Source organism: Catellatospora sp. TT07R-123 (assembly GCF_018327705.1).
GTDB lineage: Bacteria > Actinomycetota > Actinomycetes > Mycobacteriales > Micromonosporaceae > Catellatospora.
This window is the reverse complement of record NZ_BNEM01000002.1, coordinates 3,031,069-3,051,043: the sequence shown is the minus strand read 5'-3', so window position 1 is coordinate 3,051,043 and position 19,975 is coordinate 3,031,069. Positions and strand designations below refer to the sequence as shown.

The 19,975-nt window shown below is 71.2% G+C and carries 20 protein-coding genes; 9 read left to right on the top strand and 11 right to left on the bottom strand.

The genetic code is table 11. The annotated features are described in order from the left end of the window. Positions 1–103: 103 nt before the first annotated feature. Together Cs7R123_RS33315 and Cs7R123_RS40920 are read right to left on the bottom strand one after the other, a co-directional pair. Complete coding sequence (locus Cs7R123_RS33315) at positions 104–1,573, bottom strand: ATP-binding protein (protein WP_212832467.1); 1,470 nt, start codon at positions 1,571–1,573, stop codon at positions 104–106. After that, positions 1,570–3,237, bottom strand: coding sequence for an FAD-dependent oxidoreductase (locus tag Cs7R123_RS40920; RefSeq protein WP_280517342.1), 1,668 nt, complete (start codon positions 3,235–3,237; stop codon positions 1,570–1,572). Before Cs7R123_RS40920 ends, Cs7R123_RS33315 begins: the two co-directional genes overlap by 4 nt. Before the next feature lie 146 nt (positions 3,238–3,383). On the opposite strand from Cs7R123_RS40920, the gene Cs7R123_RS33305 reads away from it, so the two are divergent. Continuing rightward, entirely contained in the window at positions 3,384–4,271 is an 888-nt protein-coding gene (locus tag Cs7R123_RS33305; RefSeq protein WP_212832465.1) for a hypothetical protein, read from the top strand. A gap of 139 nt (positions 4,272–4,410) precedes the next feature. Then, positions 4,411–5,121 (top strand): hypothetical protein, encoded by a 711-nt coding sequence (locus Cs7R123_RS33300; protein WP_212832463.1) that lies wholly within the window; start codon positions 4,411–4,413, stop codon positions 5,119–5,121. 48 nt (positions 5,122–5,169) lie between these two features. On the opposite strand, the gene Cs7R123_RS33295 is transcribed toward Cs7R123_RS33300, so the two are convergent. After that, a complete protein-coding gene (locus Cs7R123_RS33295) occupies positions 5,170–5,703 on the bottom strand; it encodes a hypothetical protein (protein ID WP_212832461.1) in 534 nt (177 codons plus the stop codon). A gap of 278 nt (positions 5,704–5,981) precedes the next feature. Here Cs7R123_RS33295 and Cs7R123_RS33290 point away from each other — a divergent pair, with 278 nt between their 5' ends. From Cs7R123_RS33290 to Cs7R123_RS33280, 3 genes are all read left to right on the top strand, one after another. After that, positions 5,982–8,627, top strand: coding sequence for a discoidin domain-containing protein (locus tag Cs7R123_RS33290; protein WP_212832459.1), 2,646 nt, complete (start codon positions 5,982–5,984; stop codon positions 8,625–8,627). Positions 8,628–8,792: 165 nt separating this feature from the next. Further along, positions 8,793–9,338 (top strand): GNAT family N-acetyltransferase, encoded by a 546-nt coding sequence (locus Cs7R123_RS33285; protein WP_212832457.1) that lies wholly within the window; start codon positions 8,793–8,795, stop codon positions 9,336–9,338. A 307-nt stretch (positions 9,339–9,645) separates the two neighbouring features. Then, on the top strand, positions 9,646–11,886 hold the full coding sequence (locus tag Cs7R123_RS33280) for a cellulose binding domain-containing protein (RefSeq protein WP_212832456.1): 2,241 nt from the start codon (positions 9,646–9,648) through the stop codon (positions 11,884–11,886). A 107-nt stretch (positions 11,887–11,993) separates the two neighbouring features. On the opposite strand, the gene Cs7R123_RS33275 is transcribed toward Cs7R123_RS33280, so the two are convergent. Beyond that, positions 11,994–12,440, bottom strand: a complete 447-nt coding sequence (locus tag Cs7R123_RS33275; RefSeq protein WP_212832455.1) for a hypothetical protein — start codon at positions 12,438–12,440, stop codon at positions 11,994–11,996. Positions 12,441–12,726: 286 nt separating this feature from the next. Here Cs7R123_RS33275 and Cs7R123_RS33270 point away from each other — a divergent pair, with 286 nt between their 5' ends. Further along, positions 12,727–13,098 (top strand): PRC-barrel domain containing protein, encoded by a 372-nt coding sequence (locus Cs7R123_RS33270; RefSeq protein ID WP_212832454.1) that lies wholly within the window; start codon positions 12,727–12,729, stop codon positions 13,096–13,098. A 176-nt stretch (positions 13,099–13,274) separates the two neighbouring features. Here the strand turns inward: Cs7R123_RS33270 and Cs7R123_RS33265 are convergent, their stop codons facing one another. Further along, the gene (locus Cs7R123_RS33265) at positions 13,275–14,069 is read right to left on the bottom strand and encodes an N-formylglutamate amidohydrolase (RefSeq protein WP_212832453.1); all 795 of its coding nucleotides are present in this window, start codon (positions 14,067–14,069) and stop codon (positions 13,275–13,277) included. A gap of 189 nt (positions 14,070–14,258) precedes the next feature. Between Cs7R123_RS33265 and Cs7R123_RS33260 the strand changes: the two genes are divergently transcribed. Further along, on the top strand, positions 14,259–14,864 hold the full coding sequence (locus Cs7R123_RS33260; protein ID WP_212832452.1) for a maleylpyruvate isomerase N-terminal domain-containing protein: 606 nt from the start codon (positions 14,259–14,261) through the stop codon (positions 14,862–14,864). Between the two features lie 25 nt (positions 14,865–14,889). On the opposite strand, the gene Cs7R123_RS33255 is transcribed toward Cs7R123_RS33260, so the two are convergent. After that, positions 14,890–15,819: a methanogen output domain 1-containing protein gene (locus Cs7R123_RS33255; protein WP_212832451.1), complete on the bottom strand. Its 930-nt coding sequence runs from the start codon at positions 15,817–15,819 to the stop codon at positions 14,890–14,892. A 263-nt stretch (positions 15,820–16,082) separates the two neighbouring features. On the opposite strand from Cs7R123_RS33255, the gene Cs7R123_RS33250 reads away from it, so the two are divergent. Together Cs7R123_RS33250 and Cs7R123_RS33245 are read left to right on the top strand one after the other, a co-directional pair. After that, the gene (locus Cs7R123_RS33250; protein WP_212832449.1) at positions 16,083–17,483 is read left to right on the top strand and encodes an adenylosuccinate synthetase; all 1,401 of its coding nucleotides are present in this window, start codon (positions 16,083–16,085) and stop codon (positions 17,481–17,483) included. Between the two features lie 105 nt (positions 17,484–17,588). After that, the gene (locus Cs7R123_RS33245) at positions 17,589–17,858 is read left to right on the top strand and encodes a GlsB/YeaQ/YmgE family stress response membrane protein (RefSeq protein ID WP_212832447.1); all 270 of its coding nucleotides are present in this window, start codon (positions 17,589–17,591) and stop codon (positions 17,856–17,858) included. A gap of 33 nt (positions 17,859–17,891) precedes the next feature. On the opposite strand, the gene Cs7R123_RS33240 is transcribed toward Cs7R123_RS33245, so the two are convergent. Genes Cs7R123_RS33240 through Cs7R123_RS33220 form a run of 5 tightly spaced genes read right to left on the bottom strand, consistent with a single transcriptional unit; the run spans position 17,892 to position 19,843 of the window. Continuing rightward, positions 17,892–18,122 (bottom strand): helix-turn-helix transcriptional regulator, encoded by a 231-nt coding sequence (locus Cs7R123_RS33240; protein ID WP_212832445.1) that lies wholly within the window; start codon positions 18,120–18,122, stop codon positions 17,892–17,894. After that, positions 18,116–18,544, bottom strand: a complete 429-nt coding sequence (locus Cs7R123_RS33235; RefSeq protein ID WP_212832443.1) for a hypothetical protein — start codon at positions 18,542–18,544, stop codon at positions 18,116–18,118. Before Cs7R123_RS33235 ends, Cs7R123_RS33240 begins: the two co-directional genes overlap by 7 nt. Positions 18,545–18,586: 42 nt before the next feature. Further along, on the bottom strand, positions 18,587–18,931 hold the full coding sequence (locus Cs7R123_RS33230; RefSeq protein WP_212832441.1) for a co-chaperone YbbN: 345 nt from the start codon (positions 18,929–18,931) through the stop codon (positions 18,587–18,589). Then, positions 18,913–19,293, bottom strand: coding sequence for a MerR family transcriptional regulator (locus tag Cs7R123_RS33225; protein WP_212832439.1), 381 nt, complete (start codon positions 19,291–19,293; stop codon positions 18,913–18,915). Before Cs7R123_RS33225 ends, Cs7R123_RS33230 begins: the two co-directional genes overlap by 19 nt. A 28-nt stretch (positions 19,294–19,321) precedes the next feature. After that, positions 19,322–19,843: an SMI1/KNR4 family protein gene (locus Cs7R123_RS33220; protein ID WP_212832437.1), complete on the bottom strand. Its 522-nt coding sequence runs from the start codon at positions 19,841–19,843 to the stop codon at positions 19,322–19,324. Positions 19,844–19,975 lie beyond the last annotated feature (132 nt).

Genomic DNA, 19,975 nt, shown 5'->3' with positions numbered 1-19,975 from the left:
CCCACCACCCCGCGCCGCGGCGGCGACGAGGACAGCGCCGGCACTGGGCGCCCGCCGCAGCGCGACGTGGTCGGCCTGGTCGGCCTGGTCGGGCTGGTCGGGCTCAGTCCGCCTCGGGGTCGATCGGGAGCACGACGCGGAACCGGGTGTCGCCGGGCTGCGAGGAGACCCGGATGTCGCCGTGGTGCTTGTTGACCACGATCCGGTACGAGATGTCGAGCCCGAGCCCCGTCCCCTCGCCGACAGGCTTGGTGGTGAAGAACGGCTCGAAGATGCGCGGCCGGATCGCCGGGTCGATGCCGGGCCCGGTGTCGCCGACCTCGACGAACAGGCAGTCGCCGTCCTCCCGCCCGGTACGGACGGTGAGGGTGCCCTGCTCGCCCATGGCCGACAGGGCGTTGTCGATGAGGTTGGTCCAGACCTGGTTCAGCTCGGCGGCGTACCCGGAGATCTTGGGCAGGCTGCGGTCGAACTCCTTGACCACCGACACCCCCTTGGGGATCTTGGCCTGCATCATGATCAGCGTCGCCTTGAGCAGGTCGTGCAGGTCGACGGTCTGGTACGGCGCCCGGTCCAGCTGCGAGTACTGCTTGGCCGCCGCGACCAGCCCGGAGATCCGGGTGACCGAGTCGTCGATCTCGCCCATCAGCAGCTCGGTGTCCAGCGTGTACGTCAGCCAGCGCACCGCCGACTCCAGGTTCTCCCCGCCCACGGTCTCGGCGACCTTGCCCAGCCACTCCGGGTCGACCCCGCCCGCGACCAGCGTCGGGGCGATGTCCCAGGCCCCGGCGATGTCGTGCTCGTCGAGCCAGTCGGCGAGGGTGTCCTCGGCGTCGGAGGTCTGCATCGGGGTGAGCTGCGGGGCGGAGGCGACCCGCTTGACCGCCTCCTCCTGGAGGTCGACGAGCTGGCGCAGCTTGGTGCCGTCCAGCCGCCCGTCGGCGATCAGGGCGAGCTTGTGCCGCATCCCGGCCACCCGCTGGCGCAGCACCGAGGTGGCGCGTACGGCCGCGGCGGCGGGATTGTTCAGCTCGTGGGTCAGGCCCGCCGACAGCGAGCCCAACGCGAGCAGCCGCTCCCGCTCGCTGACGATGGTCTGCTGGCTGCGCATGCCGAAGAAGGCACCCTCCAGCAGGTGCATCGCCATCGGGAACCACTCGCGCATCATGCTCGCGAAGGTGTCGGCGGGCAGCACCAGGAAGTCGGAGTCGACGACCGCGCGCAGCGAGTTCGGGTAGACCTGGTTGACCCGGTCACCCAGGTATGCCTGGGTGGCGCCCGCGTACACGCCGCGCTGGTCGGTGCGGTTGGTCTCCAGCTGCTCGCCGTGGACCTGCCGGCTCATCGCGACGGCACCGGAGAGCAGCACGTAGAAGCAGGTGGCCGGGTCGCCCTCGCGGTAGACCGGCCCGGCGGCGAAGTGCTCGACGGCGCCGTGCTCGGTCAGCCAGTCCAGCCGGTCGTCGCTGAGCTTCTCGAACAGGAACAGGGTGCGCAGCTGCTCCCGCGACAGCCGCTCGGGCAGCGGGGTGCCGCCGCCGCAGGCGCGCACGGGCTCGTCGGTGGTGGTCATTGCGCCTCCAGGTAGCGGTGCACCAGCGAGATGGCCATGGCGCCCTCGCCGACGGCGGAGGCGACGCGCTTGACGGAGTCCGCGCGCACGTCACCGGCGGCGAAGACGCCCGGCACGCTGCATTCCAGGTGGTACGGGTCGCGCGGCAGGTTCCACCCGGCCGGGCGGTGCCCGCCGTGGATCAGGTCCGGCCCGGTCAGCACGAAGCCGCGCGGGTCGCGCGCGATGACGCCGTCGAGCCACTCGGTGCGCGGCTCGGCGCCGATCATGATGAACAGCCACTCGGCGTCCACGGTGCGCCGCTGCCCGGTGCGGGAGTCGACCAGCGTGATCCGGTCCAGGTGCTCGCCGCCCTCGCTGCCGCACACCTCGGTGAACGGGTGCACGGTGATGTTCTCGATCGCCTCGATCTGGTCGATCAGGTACTGCGACATCGACCGCTGTAGGTTCTCGGCGCGGATCAGCAGGTGCACGCGGCTGGCGTAGCGGGAGAAGTAGACCGCGGCCTGACCGGCCGAGTTGGCGCCGCCGACCAGGTAGACGTCCTGCCCGGCGCAGTTGGCCGCCTCGGTGGCGGCCGAGCCGTAGTAGACCCCGCGCCCGGTCAGGTCGGCGCAGCCGGGCACGTCGAGCATCCGGTACGACACGCCCGTGGCCAGCACCACGCTGTGTGCCGCGATGCGGCTGCCGTCGGCGAAGTGCACCACCCGGGTCGCCCCGGCCTGCTCCAGCGCCACCACCTCGCGGGCGCTGAGCAGCTCGGCGCCGAACTTGAGCGCCTGGCGGCGGGCCCGGTCGGTGAGCTGGGCGCCGGAGACGCCGTCGGGGAAGCCGAGGTAGTTCTCGATCCGGCTGCTCTGCCCGGCCTGCCCGCCGGTGGCGCGCCGCTCCACCAGCACGGTGCGCAGGCCCTCGGAGGCGGCGTACACGGCGGCGCCGAGGCCGGCCGGGCCCGCCCCGATCACGATCACGTCGTAGAAGTCCGAGCCCGGGGTGATGGTCAGGCCCGCGCTGCCGGCCAGCTCCGCCTCACCGGGCTGCACCAGCGTCTTGCCCTCGGCGGTGATCACCAGCGGCACGTCGGCCTCGGTCACCCCGGCCGCGCTGAGCAGCCGCTGGCCCTCCGGGTCGTCGGTGGTCAGCCACCGGTACGGCACCAGGTTGCGGGCCAGGAAGTCGCGCACCTTGTACGACGGCGCCGACCAGCGGTGCCCCACCACCCGGATCTCGGCCGTCGCCGCGTCGGGCGTGGTCTGCCACGCGTCCAGCAGCGTGTCGACGATCGGGTAGAGGTGCTCCTCAGGCGGGTTCCACGGCTTGAGCAGATAGTGATCCAGGTCGACCACGTTGATGGCGCTGATCGCGGCATCGGTGTCCGCGTACGCCGTCAGCAGCACCCGCCGGGCGCGCGGGAACAGGTCCATCGCCGCTTCCAGGAACTGGATGCCGTTCATCTGCGGCATCCGGTAGTCGGCGAGCAGCACCGCCACCTGTTCGCCCCGGAGTTTGATCTCCCGGAGCGCGTCGAGGGCCTCGGCGCCGGAGGCGGCGCGCACGATGCGGTAGCGCTCGCCGTACTGGCGGCGCAGGTCGCGGGCCACTGCCCGCGAGACGGCCGCGTCGTCGTCGACGGTCAGGATCGCCGGGTTGGTCATACCACCCATATAAGCACCACCGGCGGGGCCGCCGCCCCCACAGCCGCTGGTGATCTTCGTGACCGCCCGGCCGGCCGCCCTGGCCGCGCGGCGGGTGTCATACCGTCTCAATTGGACTTGTGTCGATGGCATAAGCTGCGCCTGGAGGTACGCGGATGAACATTCTCGACGCGCGCCAGGACTACATCCCCGCTCTGCTCTTCGGGGCCGACACCGTCGACGCGGTCACCCGCCCCGGTCACGGCGAGCACGGCGTCAGCAGGTTGCGCGACCCGTTGCACCAGGAACTCGACCGGGTCCGCCACAACTGGGACTGGTGCGACAACCCCATGGACGTCGACCTGGTCGCCACCGGGGCGCTGCGCGCCGTCACCCAGTACTGCGCACTGCGGCGCGCCAGCGCCCTCATCCTGCCCGGCCAGGCCCCGCTGCTGCTGTGGCCCGCCGCCGACCTGCGCCTGGCCGCGCTCGCCGAGGCCCTGGAGTTCGCCGGGCACTGCGCCGAGCAGGCGTGGCGCCACTCGCTGGACGAGCCGCTGCGCCACTGGTGGCGCGACCGGCTCGCGACCCTGCTGGCCCCGGTCGCCGCCGGCGAGAACACCCGCGCCCTGGCCGACCGGGTGCAGCGGGCGCTGGTCCTGTGCGACCGCTACCGGGTGCTGCGGCACGAGATCTTCCGCAGCCGCCACTCGGTGCGCCCGGGGGAGGCCGACTGGCTGTCGCCGGAGCCCGACCTGGTGGTCAAGGCCCCCTTCGACGGGTACGCCCACGGCGACCGCCCCGAATTCCTGCTGCGCCTGCTGCCCGCCCCCGCCGGGGTCCGGGCCGTGGCCGACTTCGCCGTCGCCAACGGCACCATCCGCGCCCAGACCTACCGGATCACGGTGTCCGAGGTGGACATCGGTGTGCCCGCTGAGCTGATCGGGGACGCCAACTGCCTCATCGAGCTGCGATCGGCGCTGCTCGCGGCGGGGGTGGCCGTGCCACCGGGTCCGCCGATGCCCGACGGCCCGTGCCCGCACCACCGTGACCGAGGTCGCTGAGTCTGATCGACGACAGTGCGGTGTGGCGTTGACGGCATTCCATTGCCGGTTACTCACGCGTTACCTAACGTCTGGCGCCGTGGGTATGGAAAAAAACATGGCGGAATCGATATCTGTACGTGAATTGATTGGCCGGAACATGCGCTGGCTTCGGCTGGACGCGGGCATCGGCCATGAGGAGATCGCGGCGGCTGCCCGCGGTCTCGGCTTCGAGTGGACCGTCTCCTGGCTGGCGTCGGTCGAGCGCGGCACCAAGCCGCTGTCGGCCGAGCAACTGCTCGTGCTGCCGGTGGTCCTCGGCACGGCCTGCAAGCACCGCGTCGCCATCGCCGACCTGCTCGTCGGCGACGAGGCGCAGGCGCTCCTCGGCCCGGCGAAGGAGCAGGTCGCGGTCGACGCGGCCAAGCTGCGCGACTCGGCCAGCGGCGCCCCCATGCGGCGGGCGTTCGGTGCGACCAGCATGCCGGCCGAGGCCGTCGTGCAGGAGAGCCCGGTGGAGAAGGCCCGCCGCCGCCAGCGCGACATCATCACCTCCGGCTTCGGCTGGGTCGACTCGCGGCTGCTGGCCGTGGCCGAGGCCGGTGCCACTGCGGCGGAGGAGAAGCTGGCCCGCAAGCTCGGGGTGCCGGTCGTCGCCGTGGTCGCCGCCGCGGCGACCCTGTGGGGACGTTCGCTGACCGAGCAGACCGAGGCCGAGCGGGGCAACGGCGAGCCGCAGACCCACATCAAGAAGCGGCTGACCGGCGAGGTGACGGTGCGCGTCAGCGAGGCGGCGCAGTGGGCCCGCGAGACCGGCGTGACCGACGGCCTGGGCGAACCCGACCTGGACCGCTTCACCCTCAGCGTCTGACCCGCCCCGGTCCACCCCGGGCGGCCAGGCCGGACCGCCCGGGGTGGGTCAGCCGGAGTGCTGCTGGCGCATGGCGCGTACGGCCGCGCGCAGGGCCTGGGCCAGGCTGATCGCCTCCAGGGCCGTCATCGCGGAACTGTTCAGCACGAACGAGTACGAGTCCGGCCGGAAGCTCAGCACGCCCGTCGTCGGCGTGATCCGCCCGACGACCCGGCCGCCGGCCGAGAACTCGAAGTTGCGGTCCGACCAGATGCTCGTCTGCCGTACGCCGAGGGAGCGGCCGCTGCCGAGCGTGATGGTGGCCCCGTTGATGGGCCGCCACAGGCCGAACCTGATGTCGACGACGGTGCGCCCGGCCGGGGTGCGCACCGTGAGCTGGCGTCCGGTCCAGCCCTGGGTGCCGCCCTCGGCGAGCACGGTGCCGCGCGAGTCCAGGATCTCGAACCGGCTGCGCACCGTCCAGAAGTGCCACTGCACGTGCGCGATCGCGTGCCCGTGGGCGTCGAGGACCGGCGAGGTGCCGGTGGTGAGCGCCTTGTCGGGCAGGTACAGCTGTCCCGTGAACGGTGCGTCCAGGCTCATGCGGCCAGGGTAGGGCGCGCCGGCAAGCCACCGATGGAGAGCGCTCTCCTTGGCATTGGCGTCTGTAGCCGCGCCATTCCGGGGAGAGCGATTTCCGTAGGCGACTTCGGGCGTGCTCTGCCGTGGGTACAAAAGGGATCAGAGAGAACAAGACGGCAGCAGATATTGACGTCGCTGCAACGGGAGCGTAATACTCGGGGACACTTTGGAGAGCGCTCTCCAGTCCCGCGAAGGCACTGTTCCCGCATCGCCCCGTACCCCCGTTCGGAAGGCAGAACATGAGTCCCGAGCCGCTCCCCGGCCTCGCGGCGCCGCCCCGGCGCCGCAAACTCCTCCTCGCGACGTCAGCCGCCGTGCTGGCCCTCGTCGGCACCTACGCGTTCGCCGTGCCCGCGGCCCACGCCGCCGACCCCCTGATCTCCGTCGGCAAGACCGCCACCGCCTCGTCGGTGCAGGGCGCCGACCTGCCCGCGAGCAACGCCGTCGACGGCAACGCGGGCACCCGCTGGGGCAGCGCCTGGAGCGACCCCCAGTGGATCCAGATCGACCTCGGCGCCACCGCGGCGATCAGCCAGGTCGTGCTCCAGTGGGAAGGCGCGTACGCCAAGGCCTTCCAGCTCCAGGTCTCCGCCAACGGCACCGCCTGGACCGACGTCTACAGCACCGTCAACGGCACCGGCGGCACCCAGACCCTGGCCGTCTCCGGCTCCGGCCGCTACATCCGCATGTACGGCACCCAGCGCAACAGCGGCTACGGCTACTCGCTCTACGAGTTCGGCGTCTACGGCGTCATCGGCGGCACCCCGCCGAGCCCCAGCCCGAGCCCCAGCACCTCGCCCGGGACCTGCGCGCTCGCCTCGCAGGGCAAGCCCGCCGCGGCCTCCTCGACCGAGTCCGGCACCCCGGCCGCCGCGTTCGACGGCAGCTCCAGCACCCGCTGGGGCAGCCTGTTCACCGACCCGCAGTGGATCCAGGTCGACCTGGGCAGCACCAAGTCCCTGTGCCAGGTGCAGCTGGAGTGGGAGACCGCGTCGGGCAAGGCGTTCCAGCTCCAGGTGTCCGATGACGCCGCGAACTGGACGAACGTCTACTCGACCACGACCGGCACCGGCGGCACCCAGACCCTGGCCGTCTCCGGCTCCGGCCGCTACGTGCGCATGTACGGCACCCAGCGCAACACCGGCTACGGCTACTCGCTGTGGGAGTTCAAGGTGTACGCGGGCGGCGGCGTCGTCACCGACCCGGTCGAGCCGACCGACCCGATGAACCCCAACCTCGGGCCGAACACCATCGTCTACGACCCGTCGACCCCGACGGCGACCATCCAGAACCGGCTCAACCAGATCTTCACCGAGCAGGAGACCAACCAGTTCGGCGCCAGCCGGTACGCGGTGCTGTTCAAGCCGGGCACCTACACCGCCGACGTCAACCTGGGCTTCTACACGCAGGTCGCGGGCCTGGGCCTCTCGCCCGACGACGTGAACCTCAACGGCCACGTGCGGGTCGAGGCGCTGTGGATGGGCGGCAACGCCACCCAGAACTTCTGGCGTACCGCCGAGAACCTGTCGGTGACGCTGCCCGCGGGCACCACGGTCGAGCGCTGGGCGGTCGCGCAGGCCGCGGCGTACCGGCGGATGCACCTCAAGGGCGCCGGCAACCAGATCCAGCTCTGGAACGGCGGCGACGGCTGGGCCTCCGGCGGCCTGATGGCCGACAGCAAGGTCGACGGGCTGGTCTCGTCGGGCTCGCAGCAGCAGTGGTTCTCGCGCAACAGCGAGTTCGGCAGCTGGACCGGCTCGGTGTGGAACATGGTGTTCACCGGCGTCACCGGCGCCCCCGCGCCGCACTTCCCGAACCCGTCGCACACCGTCGTCACCAACTCCCCGGTCGTGCGGGAGAAGCCGTTCCTGTACATCGACGGCACCGGCACGTACCGCGTGTTCAAGCCGGGTGTGCGCCTCAACTCGCAGGGCACCAGCTGGTACAACAAGACCCCGGTCGGCACCTCGATCTCGCTGGCCGACTTCTACGTGGTGCGCCCCGGCGCCACCGCGGCCACCATCAACAACGCGCTGGCGGCGGGCAAGAACCTGCTGTTCACCCCCGGCGTGTACCACCTGAACCAGACCCTGCAGGTCAACCGGGCCGACACGGTCGTGCTGGGCCTGGGCCTGGCCACCCTGATCCCGGACAACGGCATCACCGCGATCAAGGTCGCCGACGTCGACGGCGTCCAGGTCGCGGGCCTGCTCATCGACGCCGGCACCGCCAACTCGGCGACGCTGATGGAGATGGGCGCGGCCGGGTCGACCGCCAACCACGCCGCCAACCCGAGCTCGCTGCACGACGTGTACTTCCGCATCGGCGGCGCGGGCGCCGGCAAGGCCACCACCAGCCTGGTCATCAACAGCAACAACGTGATCGGCGACCACATGTGGCTGTGGCGCGCCGACCACGGGACCGGCGTGGGCTGGACGGTCAACACCGCCGACACCGGCCTGATCGTCAACGGCAACGACGTCACCATGTACGGCCTGTTCGTCGAGCACTACCAGAAGTACGAGGTCATCTGGAACGGCAACGGCGGCCGCACGTACTTCTTCCAGAACGAGCTGCCGTACGAGGCCCCGAACCAGGCCGCCTGGATGAACGGCACCACCCGGGGCTACGCCGCGTACAAGGTCGCCGACTCGGTGACCACGCACGAGGCGTGGGGCGTGGGTTCGTACTGCGTCTTCACCCAGGACCTGTCCATCGTCGGCGAGCGCGGCTTCGAGGTCCCGGTCAAGCCCGGCGTGAAGTTCCACAACCTGGTCATCGTCTCCCTGGGCGGCCAGGGCACCATCGCCCACGTCATCAACAACACCGGCGGCCCCGCCAACACCGCAACCCCCACGGTCTACCTGAACGACTTCTCCGGCTGACCTCGTCCCCATAACCCCCCAACCCCCGGCGTGCGTCGCAGACTCCCCGAGTCGCGGCGCACGCCGGCCACCTTCCTCCCGTCGATCATGAACTTGTGGACGTGTTCGACGGTGTGTCCCCACCCTGGCGCCGTGATCGACATCGGCGCCGGGCAGGGTGGGGGGATGGATGAGCGGTTGGTTGAGCTGGTGGTGTGGGCGGAGCGGGATCTGGAGCTGCTGCGACGGGTGAACACGCCCGAGATGAAGCGGCATCTGGGCGGTCCCGAGACCGACGAGCAGGTGCTGGCCCGCCACCAGCGGTATCTGGCGCTGCCGAACGGGCAGATGTACCGGATCGCGCTGCCCGGCGGCGAGCCGGTCGGGACCATCGGCTGGTGGGTGCGCGACTGGCAGGACGAGACCGTGTACGAGTCCGGCTGGCACATCCTGCCCGACTTCCAGGGACGTGGCCTTGCCGTGGCCGCCGCCGAGGAGATCGTGGCGATCACCCGGGCCGACGGACGATTCCGCTGGCTGCACGCCTTTCCCAGCGTCGACAACCCGGCCTCCAACGCGATCTGCCGCCGCGTCGGCTTCGAGCTGGTCGGCGAGACCGACTTCGAGTTCCCCAAGGGCCGCCTGATGCGCAGCAACGACTGGCGCCTCGACCTCCGCGCCGCAGCCGCGCCGTCCAGCCCCGCGCCGTCCAGCCCCACGCCGTCTAGTTGATCAGGAAGCCGTGCCTTCGACACACCGTCGAACCGTGCCATAAGTTCATGATCGACGGGATATAGGTGGGGGTGAGTGGTTGTGGGGGAGATGGGGGCGGGTTAGGGTCGGCGCGGGAGAACTGAGGCACCGTGCGCAAGCGGCGGCGCCGGGGGCGTCTGGGCAGGACGTTCGGCGGCGGGAATCGGCTTGGCGTGTCTGGTGGCGGGATCTGAGTGCGGTCCGCGGCCCTGGAGCGGCGAACGGCAGTGCGCATCTTGACCGCTGGGCGGTAGCGCCCGGTGAGTCCGTTCCCCCAGGAGAGATCATGCGATCACCAACGCGCCGCTTCGCGTTGCTCGCCGCCACGACCGCGTCCCTGCTTGCCGCGGGCACCCTCGTCGCGGTCAGCGCGCAGGCGGCCGCCGGATGCAGCGTCGCCTACAAGGTCACCAACGAGTGGCAGGGCGGCTTCGGCGCCGACATCACCATCACCAACCTCGGCGACCCGGTCACCAGCTGGGCCCTGACCTGGGCATACCCGGCAGGCCAGACGGTGGGCCAGTTCTGGAACGCCGACGTCACCCAGTCCGGCGTGAACGTCACCGCGCGCAACGTCAGCTACAACGGCAGCCTCGGCACCGGCGGCACCGCCAACTTCGGCTTCAACGGCAGCTGGACCAGCAGCAACCCGGCCCCGGCGTCGTTCGCCCTCAACGGCACCACCTGCACGGGCGGCACCACGCCGACCTCGCCGAGCGCGTCGCCCTCCCGCAGCACCGCGCCCAGCCCCAGCACGCAGCCCAGCCCCAGCCAGTCCCCGTCGACCCCGACCGGTCCCAACGGGCGGCACCAGGCCGAGAAGCTGGACCGGGGCCTGATCAGCGTACGGTCGGGCAGCGCCAACCTGGTGTCCTGGCGGCTGCTGGCCGGTGACGCCGCCAACACCGGCTTCAACCTGTACCGGGGCAGCACCAAGGTCAATTCCTCGCCGATCACCGACTCCACCAACTACCTCGACAGCGGCGCCGCCGCCGGGGCCGCGTACACGGTGCGGGCCGTCGTCAACGGGGCCGAGCAGGCCGCCTCGGCGGGTGCGCTCCAGTTCACCAACGGCTACCTGGACGTGCCGATCCAGAACCCCGGCGGGTACGTCGCCAACGACGCCTCCGTCGGCGACCTGGACGGCGACGGCGTCTACGAGATCGTCCTGAAGTGGGACCCGACCAACTCCAAGGACAACTCGCAGGCCGGCGTCACCAGCAACGTCTACGTCGACGCGTACAAGCTCAACGGAACCCGGCTGTGGCGCATCGACCTGGGCCGCAACATCCGGGCCGGGGCCCACTACACCCAGTTCCAGGTGTACGACTACGACGGCGACGGCAAGGCCGAGGTGGCCATGAAGACCGCCGACGCGACCGTCGACGGCGGCGGCACCGTCATCGGCAGCGCGAGCGCCGACTACCGCAACTCCGACGGCTACGTCCTGTCCGGCCCCGAGTACCTGACCATGTTCAACGGGCAGACCGGCCGGGCCATGTCGACCGTCAACTACGACCCGCCGCGCGGCACGGTCTCGTCCTGGGGCGACAGCTACGGCAACCGGGTCGACCGGTTCCTGGCCGGCACGGCGTACCTGGACGGCGCCCGGCCGTCGCTGGTCATGGCGCGGGGGTACTACACCCGTACCGTCATCGCGGCCTGGGACTTCCGCAACGGCAGCCTCACCAAGCGGTGGACGTTCGACAGCAACACCTCGGGCAACTCGGCGTACGCCGGCCAGGGCGACCACCAGCTGTCCATCGCCGACGTCGACGCCGACGGGCGCGACGAGATCATCTACGGCTCGATGGCGATCGACGACAACGGTGCGAAGCTGTGGAACACCGGCAACGGGCACGGCGACGCCATGCACGTCGGCGACCTCGACCCGGCCCGTCCCGGCCTGGAGGAGTTCAAGGTCGACGAGGACGGCAGCAAGCCGTCGTCGTGGGTCGCCGACGCGCGCACCGGGCAGGTGCTGTGGACCACCACCCCCAACGGGGACAACGGCCGCGGTGTCGCCGGTGACGTCTGGGCGGGCAGCGCCGGGGCCGAGAGCTGGTCGTCGGCCGACTCGGGGCTGCGGTCGGTGCGCACCGGCGGCGTGGTCAGCAGTCGCAAGCCGGGCTCGACCAACTTCCTGTCCTGGTGGGACGCCGACCCGGTGCGGGAACTGCTCGACGGCACCCACATCGACAAGTACGGCACCGGCGGCGACACCCGGCTGCTGACCGGGGCGAACGTCCACTCCAACAACAGCACCAAGGCGACGCCGTCGCTGTCGGGCGATCTGTTCGGCGACTGGCGCGAGGAGGTCATCTGGCCGGTCACCGGCGACACGGCGCTGCGGATCTACAGCACGCCGACGCCGACGACCCGGCGCATCTACACGCTGATGCAGGACATCCAGTACCGGGAGGCGATCGCCTGGCAGAACACCGCCTACAACCAGCCGCCGCACCCGAGCTTCTTCATCGGCGACGGCATGGCCACCCCGCCCGTGCCGGACGTGTACCTCCGATGACCGTCGCCTCGTTCTGAACGAGGCACCGGCCGCCGGGGCCGCTTCCGCCGAAAGGGTCGTCAATGGCCCGGCTGATGCGTTCCCGGCGGCCCTTCAGTCGGTAAGCCTCACGCCGCGAGGTTCACGGTGTAATTGATCATCATCTTGGTCGGATAGTCGCCGGCGGCATGTGAGTAGTGGCACGGGACATCCATGAATCCGACGATGTCGTCGTGCCGGACCTTGCAGCTGTAGGACCCGGAGTAGTGCCCCTCGTGTTCGTCGTCGCCCTCGTGGAGGTCGGTATAGAACATCAGCATCTCATCCGGATTGATCGTCAGCTGCTTGGTGACGCTGTAGGTCAGGCTCTTGTTCTGCGCGATGAAATGCGCACCGCTCGGGTGCATCGCCTCGGTGCCCTGCGGTCTGTCGTACAGGACCTCCTGGGAGTGCACCTCCTCGTCGTCCACTGCTCTGACTATCCGGCCGAGGATGACGCCGAACGGCGAGATGTTGTTGTCCTGATCGCTGGTGTTGCGCATGCTCGCGAAGGTTATGTCGATCAACTTGGTCATGGACGTGCCCTCCGTGGCGGCTTCTCGTCATCCCGCGCCGGTCAGCGTCCGGCTAAGCAAGTTATACCGGTTGAAGATCGCTGATTGTGGACATTTGGCGGTGCCAGACTCGACTCCCTGACCGAAAACGGCGATCTTGCCGCGCCGGGCCAGGTGCGGGTCGCCGCGCCGTACGTGGTTGTCCGCCGCGGAAAGTCGGCCGCGCGACGTTAGGCATCGCCGCGAACGGGTATCAAGGCGGCACATCAGTCCAACACGAGCATGGGAGGCGAGCAGAATGACGGCCATGAACCCGATGTGGGATCCGTGGAGCTACCGCGAGACGCTCGACTACAAGCCTGTCGACGACGGCGGCGACCGATCGATCACGGGCTTCCACGTGGAGGCGGTCGACGGCGGTATCGGCAAGATCGATGAGGCGACCGGCGCCGTCGGTTCGCGCTACATCGTGGTCGACACCGGTCCGTGGATCTTCGGCAGCAAGGTGCTGCTCCCGGCGGGAGTCATCAAGAACATCGACTTCGCCGACGAGCGGGTCTTCGTCGACCGCACCAAGGCCGAGATCAAGGACGCGCCCGAGTACGACCCGGACCGGCGCGACGACGCCGGCTACCGGGACCGGCTCGGCGACTACTACGCGGGCGGATCGCCACGCTGATGACCGCCGGGGCGGGACGGCCTCAGGGCCGCCCCGCCCCGGCACATTCGACTACAGGTGACTCCGGGTGACCGGCCGTCGGGCCGGATTCCGGTAGGGGGTGGAACGCGGTGCGGGCCGCGTTCCGTGTGCGGGCCGGTCCGGCAGGGAGACGCCGGACCGGCCCGCACACGTCGTCACGCCGTGCAGGCGTCCACGAGGCGGGCCAGGGCCGCCCCGATCCCGGCCAGCCCCTCGGTGGGCGGGCCGCCGGGCCCGGCGGAGTACACGTCGCGGCGCAGCTCGATCATCAGGGCGGTCACCCGGGAGTCCTGCCCGTAGTGCTTGAGCGGGACGTAGCAGCCCGCGAACGGGCTGTCGAAGGCGACGTCGTAGTCCGCGAACGCCGCCCGCGCCGCCTCGACCAGCCAGGACGGCGTGTGCGTGCCGTCGGTGCCGAGGCAGACCTCGGGCCGGTGGGCGCCGCCGATCTCGTACGGCAGCCGCTGTCGCGGGTAGGAGTGCACGTCGACGACGACCGCCCGCCCCGTCGCGGTCAGCCGGGCGTCGACCAGTTCCGTCATCGCCGCCGCGTACGGCTCGAAATAGCGCCGTACCAGGAGCTTCGCGGCCGCCGGGTCGTCGGCGCGCAGCGGTGCCCCGGTGCTGGTGCGGGTGTAGACCGCCCCCATGCCCACCGCGGCCATCGCCTCGCGCTCGTCGGGGAACCGCTCGGGGTCCACGACCAGCCGCGACAGCGTGTTGGCGAACGTCCACGGGCGCAGCCGGGCGGCGTCGGCGGCGTACGCGGCGATCAGGTCGGTGTGCGCGTCGGTCATCGCCGCCAGTTCGGCGGCCAGCTCGGCGTCGTCGAGCAGCAGGCCGGCCCGTACCCGCGCCGGGATCGCCGTGGCCGCGTGCGGCACGTGCAGGATCACCGGACTCCCGGCCGTCCCGCCGATCACCCGATACCCCTCAAGATCCTCACTCATCGCCGCACCCTACCGCCCACCCCCGACCCCCGCCCCGGACCCAAACCCCAGCCGAGTTGCCGGGCAGTCGGCCGTATCTCGGCCCCGAACACGCCCGACTGCCTGGCAACTCGGCTGATCTTGGCCGATCTGGCGGGGTTGGGGTGGGCTCGGCGGGACTTGGGGCGGTGGTGGTGGGATGATGGCCGGGTGTCCGGGACCGACCTGAGTGCTGATCTCGCCGCCTGCCGTGCCGCGCACGAGCGGCTGCACCGCACGCTCGACCGCGTCGACGACCTGGTGGTGCGCCAGCCCAGCCGGCTGCCGGGGTGGACGGTCGGGCACGTGCTGACGCATCTGGCCCGCAACGCCGACAGTGTGCTGCGGCGGCTGCGCGCGGTCGAGCGCGGCGAGCTGGTCACGCAGTACGAGGGCGGCCAGGCCGGCCGCGCCGCCGAGATCGAGGCCGGTCACGCCCGGCCCGCCGCCGAGATCGTCGCCGACCTGCGTGCCGCCGACGAGGCCGTGGACGCCGCGTTCGCGGCGGCCCCGCCGCAGGTGTGGGCGCGTACGGTGCTGGCCGGGGACGTCAACGAGATCCCGGCGACCCGGCTGGTGTTCGCGCGCTGGCGCGAGGTCGAGGTGCACCACGTCGACCTGGGCCTGGGCTACGGCTATGCGGAGTGGCCCGACGCGCTGGTGGCGCGCTGGCTGCCGGAGCTGCTGGAGCAGCTGCCCGACCGTACGGACCGGCACGGGCTGATGGCCTGGATGCTGGGCCGCGCGGAAGCGCCCGAGGTGCGTTCCTGGGGCTGACCGGCGGTCGCGGAGCTGCCGTGGCTCAGCGCTGGTAGCGGTGGCCCTCGGCGTCCGGGTCCGGCCCCAGGTGGACCGTGACGCGGCACTGCGGGTCGCCGACGGCGATGCGCTCGGTCAGCTCCACGGTGGCGGTGCCGTGGTTGCGGGCGCCGATGCCGCCGAAGACGCTGGAGGTCATCCGGCACAGCGCGGGGGCCAGCCGGACCGCGTCGCCGAACGGGCAGCTCCGGTTGCCCAGCACGATCCGGTCGTCGCTGACCTCGATCACGTAGAAGTCGCCGCCGATCGCGGCCTTGAGGCGGACGTAGCACTCGGCCAGCTGGGCGGATGTCAACCGCCCCACGATCTGCCGGGCGGCGCGGAACTCGGCCTCCATCTGGCCGCCGACGGTCGCCCCCACGTGCGCGACCAGCTCCTGCGCGCGTTGCAGGCCCGCGTCGTCCTCGACGGCCCGCGACAGCTCGACCACCAGCGCGCGCAGGAACGGCTCGCGCCCGAACCCGTCCGGGCCGGACTCGCTCGCGGCGGGCAGCGGGTCGGTGACCCGGGCGGGCGGGTCGAACGACTTCTCGGCGGCCCGCGCCACGGGCAGGGTGGCGCTGACCCGCTTGCCGCCGCCGCGCTTGGCCGCCACGGCCAGGTCGGTGGCCAGCTGCGACACCAGCCACATGCCGCGGCCGCGTTCGGCGGTGACCAGCGGCGGGGTCAGGTCCGGGGTGAACAGCGGGCCGAGGTCGTGCACGGTGATCGTGGGGTGGACCCGGTGCCAGTCGACCGACACCCAGATCGGGCCGCCCGCGTGCTCGACGGCGTTCATGATGAGCTCGGAGACGGTCAGCTCGGCCTCGGGCACGGCCACCGGGTCGTCGGCGTGGCGGGCCAGGTAGGTGCCGATCTCCCGGCGCAGCAGGCTGCCGGCCTCCGGCGTCGGCGGCGACAGCAGCCAGTCCATCTCGTCCTCACAGGTGCTCGGGCGCGGGGTGGTCGTAGGTCCATGCTCCCTGCTGGGGCGGCAGAGGACAACGCGAGAGCGCGGTCGGCGGTGATCTGCGTCGTTGACGCTCGTATGGGCCCCTGCTACCGTCCAAGCCGCCCGCGACGGTCTGGTGCGGATTACCCCCGTTAGGGGTTATTTGCCGTATCCGCCGCCCCGCTCGCGCGTCGGCGACGAGGCCGGTAGCCCGTACCCCGCCAGCGAGACGAGGTAGCTCTGCCATGACGGTTGTCCACCCCACCCGCGGCTACGCTGATGTCCTGGTCGGACTCCAGTACGGAGACGAGGGCAAGGCGAAGATCATCGACCTGCTCGCGCCCGACTACGACATCGTGGCCCGGTTCAACGGCGGCGCCAACGCCGGTCACACCATCGACACCCCTCAGGGCCGCGTCGTGCTCCAGCAGGTGCCGTGCGCGATCTTCCAGCCCGGCACGCTGCTCTACATCGGCTCCGGCTGCGCGGTGAACCTGTGGAAGCTCGTGGCCGAGCTGGACCAGATCGCGGCGCACGGCGTGGACCTCACCGGCCGCCTGCACGTCAGCGACCGCGCCGCCGTGGTGCAGCCGGTGCACCTCATCGTCGACGAGCGCAACAGCGCGGGCATCGGCACCACCAAGAACGGGATGGGCCCGTGCTACGCCGACCGGGCATACCGGATGCGCGGCGGTGCCCGCACCAACCTTCAGTTGCGCGACGTGCTCGCCGACCCGGCCGGGACGGTCGCGGCGATGCGCGCCGCGGCCGAGGCCGAGCTGGCCGCGTCCGGCGGCGACACCGCGGCGGCGCACCGCGACCTGGAGGAGCGCCTGACCTCGTTCGCCGCCTGCGTGGAGCGGGTGCGGGGATACGTCCAGCCGCGCCGCACCTGGCTGGCCGAGCAGGTCGGCGCCGGGGCGCGGGTGCTGTTCGAGGGCGCGCAGTCGATGATGCTGGACGTCGTGCACGGCGACCAGCCGTACGTCACCGCCAGCCACACCGTCCCCGCGTACGCCTACGTCGGCGGGGACCTTCCGCCGCGGTTCCACCGGTACACCATCGGCGTGGCCAAGGCGGTCATGTCCCGGGTCGGCAACGGGCCGTTCCCGTCCGAGCTGGGCGCGGAGCGCTCGGCGGCGTACTTCGCGCAGGCCGTCTCCACCGGCCGGGGCCGCGCCGAGGAGCACGCCGAGTTCGACGTACAGCTGCTGCGCGCCTCGACCGACGAGCTGGAGCTGGGCATCGCCATGCGCATGCTCACCCACGAATACGGCTCCGGCACGGGCCGTCCGCGCCGCATCGGCATCCTGGACCTGGAGCAGCTGCGGGAGATGGTCGTCGCGGTCGGGGTCGACGTGGTCTACCTGAACAAGGTCGACTGCCTTTCCCTGTACGGCGAGACCATGTTCAACGGCATCCCGGTGCGCGTGCCGGCCACCGCCGAGCACGGCGCGACCCGGGTGCTGCCGTCGTTCAGCGCCGCGCAGCTCGACGCCGCCCGCCCCGACGAGCTGCCGCTGGAGCTGCTGGAGTTCCGGTCGTTCGTGGAGCGGGAGATCGGGGTGCCGGTCATCGGATTCGGGATGGGCCCGCAGCGCGATCAGATCACCCAGTTCTTCCGGCTGGGCGAATACGCGCACTGAATTCCGAACGGAATGTGCGCCGGAAAGACAGGTTTGCGGCGGCGCGGCAAGGGGCAGTCCAAAAGCAGCGGAGCAACCCCTTTCGCGCACGTTAGGAGCACTGTCATGACTGTCGCCGGAATCATCTCGGCAATCATCGTCGGCCTCGTGATCGGCGCTCTCGGCCGGCTGGTCGTGCCGGGCCGGCAGAGCATGCCGATCTGGCTGACGATCCTGGTCGGCATCGTCGCCGCCCTCATCGGCACCGCGATCGCGCAGGCCGTCGGCGTCGCCGTCACGGACGGCATCGACTGGATCGAGCTGGTCTTCCAGGTCGGTCTGGCCGCCCTGGGCGTGGCCCTGATCGCCGGTGTCCGCGGGCGCAGCTCCGTCTGACGCAGCTGCTCAGCCCGGGTCGGGATACGTTCCCTACCCGGGCTGATCCGTGTCCGGGTACTGGAACACCGCGTCGAGTCCGACGCCGAATACCCGGGCGATCTGAAATGCCATCTCCAGCGACGGCGAATAGCGGCCCTGCTCGATGGCGATCACGGTCTGCCGGGTGACCCCGACGCGGTCGGCCAGCTCCGCCTGGGTCATCTCGCCGTGGGCGAACCGCAGCGCCCGGATCGAGTTGGTCACCCGGGTCGGCTTCACCACGACTGGAAGCCCCGCCGGTACGACACGATCTTCACGACCGAGGCGAGCAGCGACGACAGCACGAACGCCAGGTAGATCCCGTTGGCGATCCAGAACTGGTCCACCCGCAGCATCGCCATGGCCAGGGCGGCGATCGCGCCCGCGAGCACGAACCACTGCCCGGTGTACTCGCCGAACCGGTGGATCTCCCGGTCGCGCTGGTCCTTGCGGTCGGCGTCGGCGGGGGAGGCGATCGCGGCGGCGATGTACAGCACGATCGCGCCGACGATCGCGGCCCCGACACACCACAGCAGCGTCCCGGCGTAGGGCACCTCGGCCAGCGGGGTCTGCCCCGCCCGGCCGAGGACGACCGCGACGTAGACCGAGTACGCCGCGACGGTGACGGCGATCATGATCCAGGCGCGCTTCTCCTCGAAGGCCATGCCCCGAAGGTAGGGCCGCGCCCGGGTCATGTCAAATATTCTTTACTTCTCCTCGATCCCGGCGAGCTTGGCCAACGCGATCCGCAGCGCGGCCTTGGGGCGCGCCCCGACCAGCGAGCCGGCCAGCTCGCCGTCGCGGAACACCAGCAGCGTCGGCAGCGACATCACCTTGTACGCCCGCATCGTCTCCGGGTTGGCGTCGGCGTCGATGGCCAGGATGGGCAGCCGGTCGCCGAACTCGTCGGCCAGCTCGGTCAGGCTCGACGAGATCCGGGCGCACGACGGGCACCACTCGGCCCAGAAGTCGAGCACCACCGGCCGGTCGGCGGCGAGCACCAGCTCGGCGAAGGTGGCATCGGTGACGGCGGTCAGCACGGGTTGCAGCATGATTCCTCCCGGTGGGCGATGGCGTAGTCGAGCTGACCGGCCAGGCGGCCGCGCACCGCGGCCAGCTCGGCCAGGCACGCGTCGACCTCCTCGAGCTTGCGGCGCAGCACGGCCACCGAGTCCGGGCAGACGTCGCCCGAGCTGTTGCCCGCGCGCAGGCACGCGACGAACGGCTTGATGTCGTCGAGCCCGAAACCCACCGCGAGCAGCGTCCGGATCTCGTGCACCACGCGCAGTTCGGCCTCGTCGTACACCCGGTAGCCGTTGGCGGTGCGCTGCGGGCACACCAGACCGTGCGCCTCGTAGTAGCGCAGGGTGCGGGCGCTCGTACCGGCGCGTTCGGCAAGCTCACCGATCAGCATGGGACCACGCTAGACATTGCCGCCGACGTCAAGGCAAGACGGCGGACACCGTGCGGTCCGTCACAGGGGCGCGCAGGCCCGCCAGGAAGCCCCGGAAGTCGGCCGCCAGCGTCAGCTCGGCGGCGAAGTCGGCGTCGAACCAGGCCACGGTCGGCTCGGCGCGCGGGCCGCGCGGGCGGTAGTCCAGGGCCGCCCAGCTGTGGCCGGTAGTGCTGCTCAGCAGCACGATCCCGGACGGCAGCCCCCAGTACGACACCAGGAAGGGGCTGTCGAACAGGGAGAGCATGCCCGCCCGCCGCCCGACGCCGAGCAGGCTCTCGAACGGCACCTCGTCGGTGCACCACGACGTCGCCCCGTTGACCGGGAACGCGCTGAACGGCCGGGCCACCCCGCCGCCGTTGCGCAGCCGCAGCAGCTCCAGCAGCGACCCCGGCAGCACCACCCCGAGCGTGGTCTGCACCTGGTTGACCAGTTCACGCGTCAGCGGCGGCTGCGCGCCGTGCGCGCTGTCGCTCCAGAACGACGCCCTGATCTCATCGAAGCGGGTCACGGCCCGGGATGTTACCGACCCCGGCCGACACGCAGGGGGCGGCCCTGAGCAGTGCCCACGGCCCGTGTTAGCACATCCGTTCGCGCCGCTGCCAGGTAGGTAACGACCGTCTCGCCCGGCGGTGCTGGCATG

Bases quoted from the DNA above. Each gene is read 5' to 3' on its own strand.
- Cs7R123_RS33315 (WP_212832467.1), bottom strand. From the start codon at position 1,573: ATGACCACCACCGACGAGCCCGTGCGCGCCTGCGGCGGCGGCACCCCG.
- Cs7R123_RS40920 (WP_280517342.1), bottom strand. From the start codon at position 3,237: ATGGGTGGTATGACCAACCCGGCGATCCTGACCGTCGACGACGACGCG.
- Cs7R123_RS33305 (WP_212832465.1), top strand. From the start codon at position 3,384: ATGAACATTCTCGACGCGCGCCAGGACTACATCCCCGCTCTGCTCTTC.
- Cs7R123_RS33300 (WP_212832463.1), top strand. From the start codon at position 4,411: ATGCGCTGGCTTCGGCTGGACGCGGGCATCGGCCATGAGGAGATCGCG.
- Cs7R123_RS33295 (WP_212832461.1), bottom strand. From the start codon at position 5,703: ATGAGCCTGGACGCACCGTTCACGGGACAGCTGTACCTGCCCGACAAG.
- Cs7R123_RS33290 (WP_212832459.1), top strand. From the start codon at position 5,982: ATGAGTCCCGAGCCGCTCCCCGGCCTCGCGGCGCCGCCCCGGCGCCGC.
- Cs7R123_RS33285 (WP_212832457.1), top strand. From the start codon at position 8,793: ATGGATGAGCGGTTGGTTGAGCTGGTGGTGTGGGCGGAGCGGGATCTG.
- Cs7R123_RS33280 (WP_212832456.1), top strand. From the start codon at position 9,646: ATGCGATCACCAACGCGCCGCTTCGCGTTGCTCGCCGCCACGACCGCG.
- Cs7R123_RS33275 (WP_212832455.1), bottom strand. From the start codon at position 12,440: ATGACCAAGTTGATCGACATAACCTTCGCGAGCATGCGCAACACCAGC.
- Cs7R123_RS33270 (WP_212832454.1), top strand. From the start codon at position 12,727: ATGAACCCGATGTGGGATCCGTGGAGCTACCGCGAGACGCTCGACTAC.
- Cs7R123_RS33265 (WP_212832453.1), bottom strand. From the start codon at position 14,069: ATGAGTGAGGATCTTGAGGGGTATCGGGTGATCGGCGGGACGGCCGGG.
- Cs7R123_RS33255 (WP_212832451.1), bottom strand. From the start codon at position 15,819: ATGGACTGGCTGCTGTCGCCGCCGACGCCGGAGGCCGGCAGCCTGCTG.
- Cs7R123_RS33250 (WP_212832449.1), top strand. From the start codon at position 16,083: ATGACGGTTGTCCACCCCACCCGCGGCTACGCTGATGTCCTGGTCGGA.
- Cs7R123_RS33245 (WP_212832447.1), top strand. From the start codon at position 17,589: ATGACTGTCGCCGGAATCATCTCGGCAATCATCGTCGGCCTCGTGATC.
- Cs7R123_RS33235 (WP_212832443.1), bottom strand. From the start codon at position 18,544: ATGGCCTTCGAGGAGAAGCGCGCCTGGATCATGATCGCCGTCACCGTC.
- Cs7R123_RS33230 (WP_212832441.1), bottom strand. From the start codon at position 18,931: ATGCTGCAACCCGTGCTGACCGCCGTCACCGATGCCACCTTCGCCGAG.
- Cs7R123_RS33225 (WP_212832439.1), bottom strand. From the start codon at position 19,293: ATGCTGATCGGTGAGCTTGCCGAACGCGCCGGTACGAGCGCCCGCACC.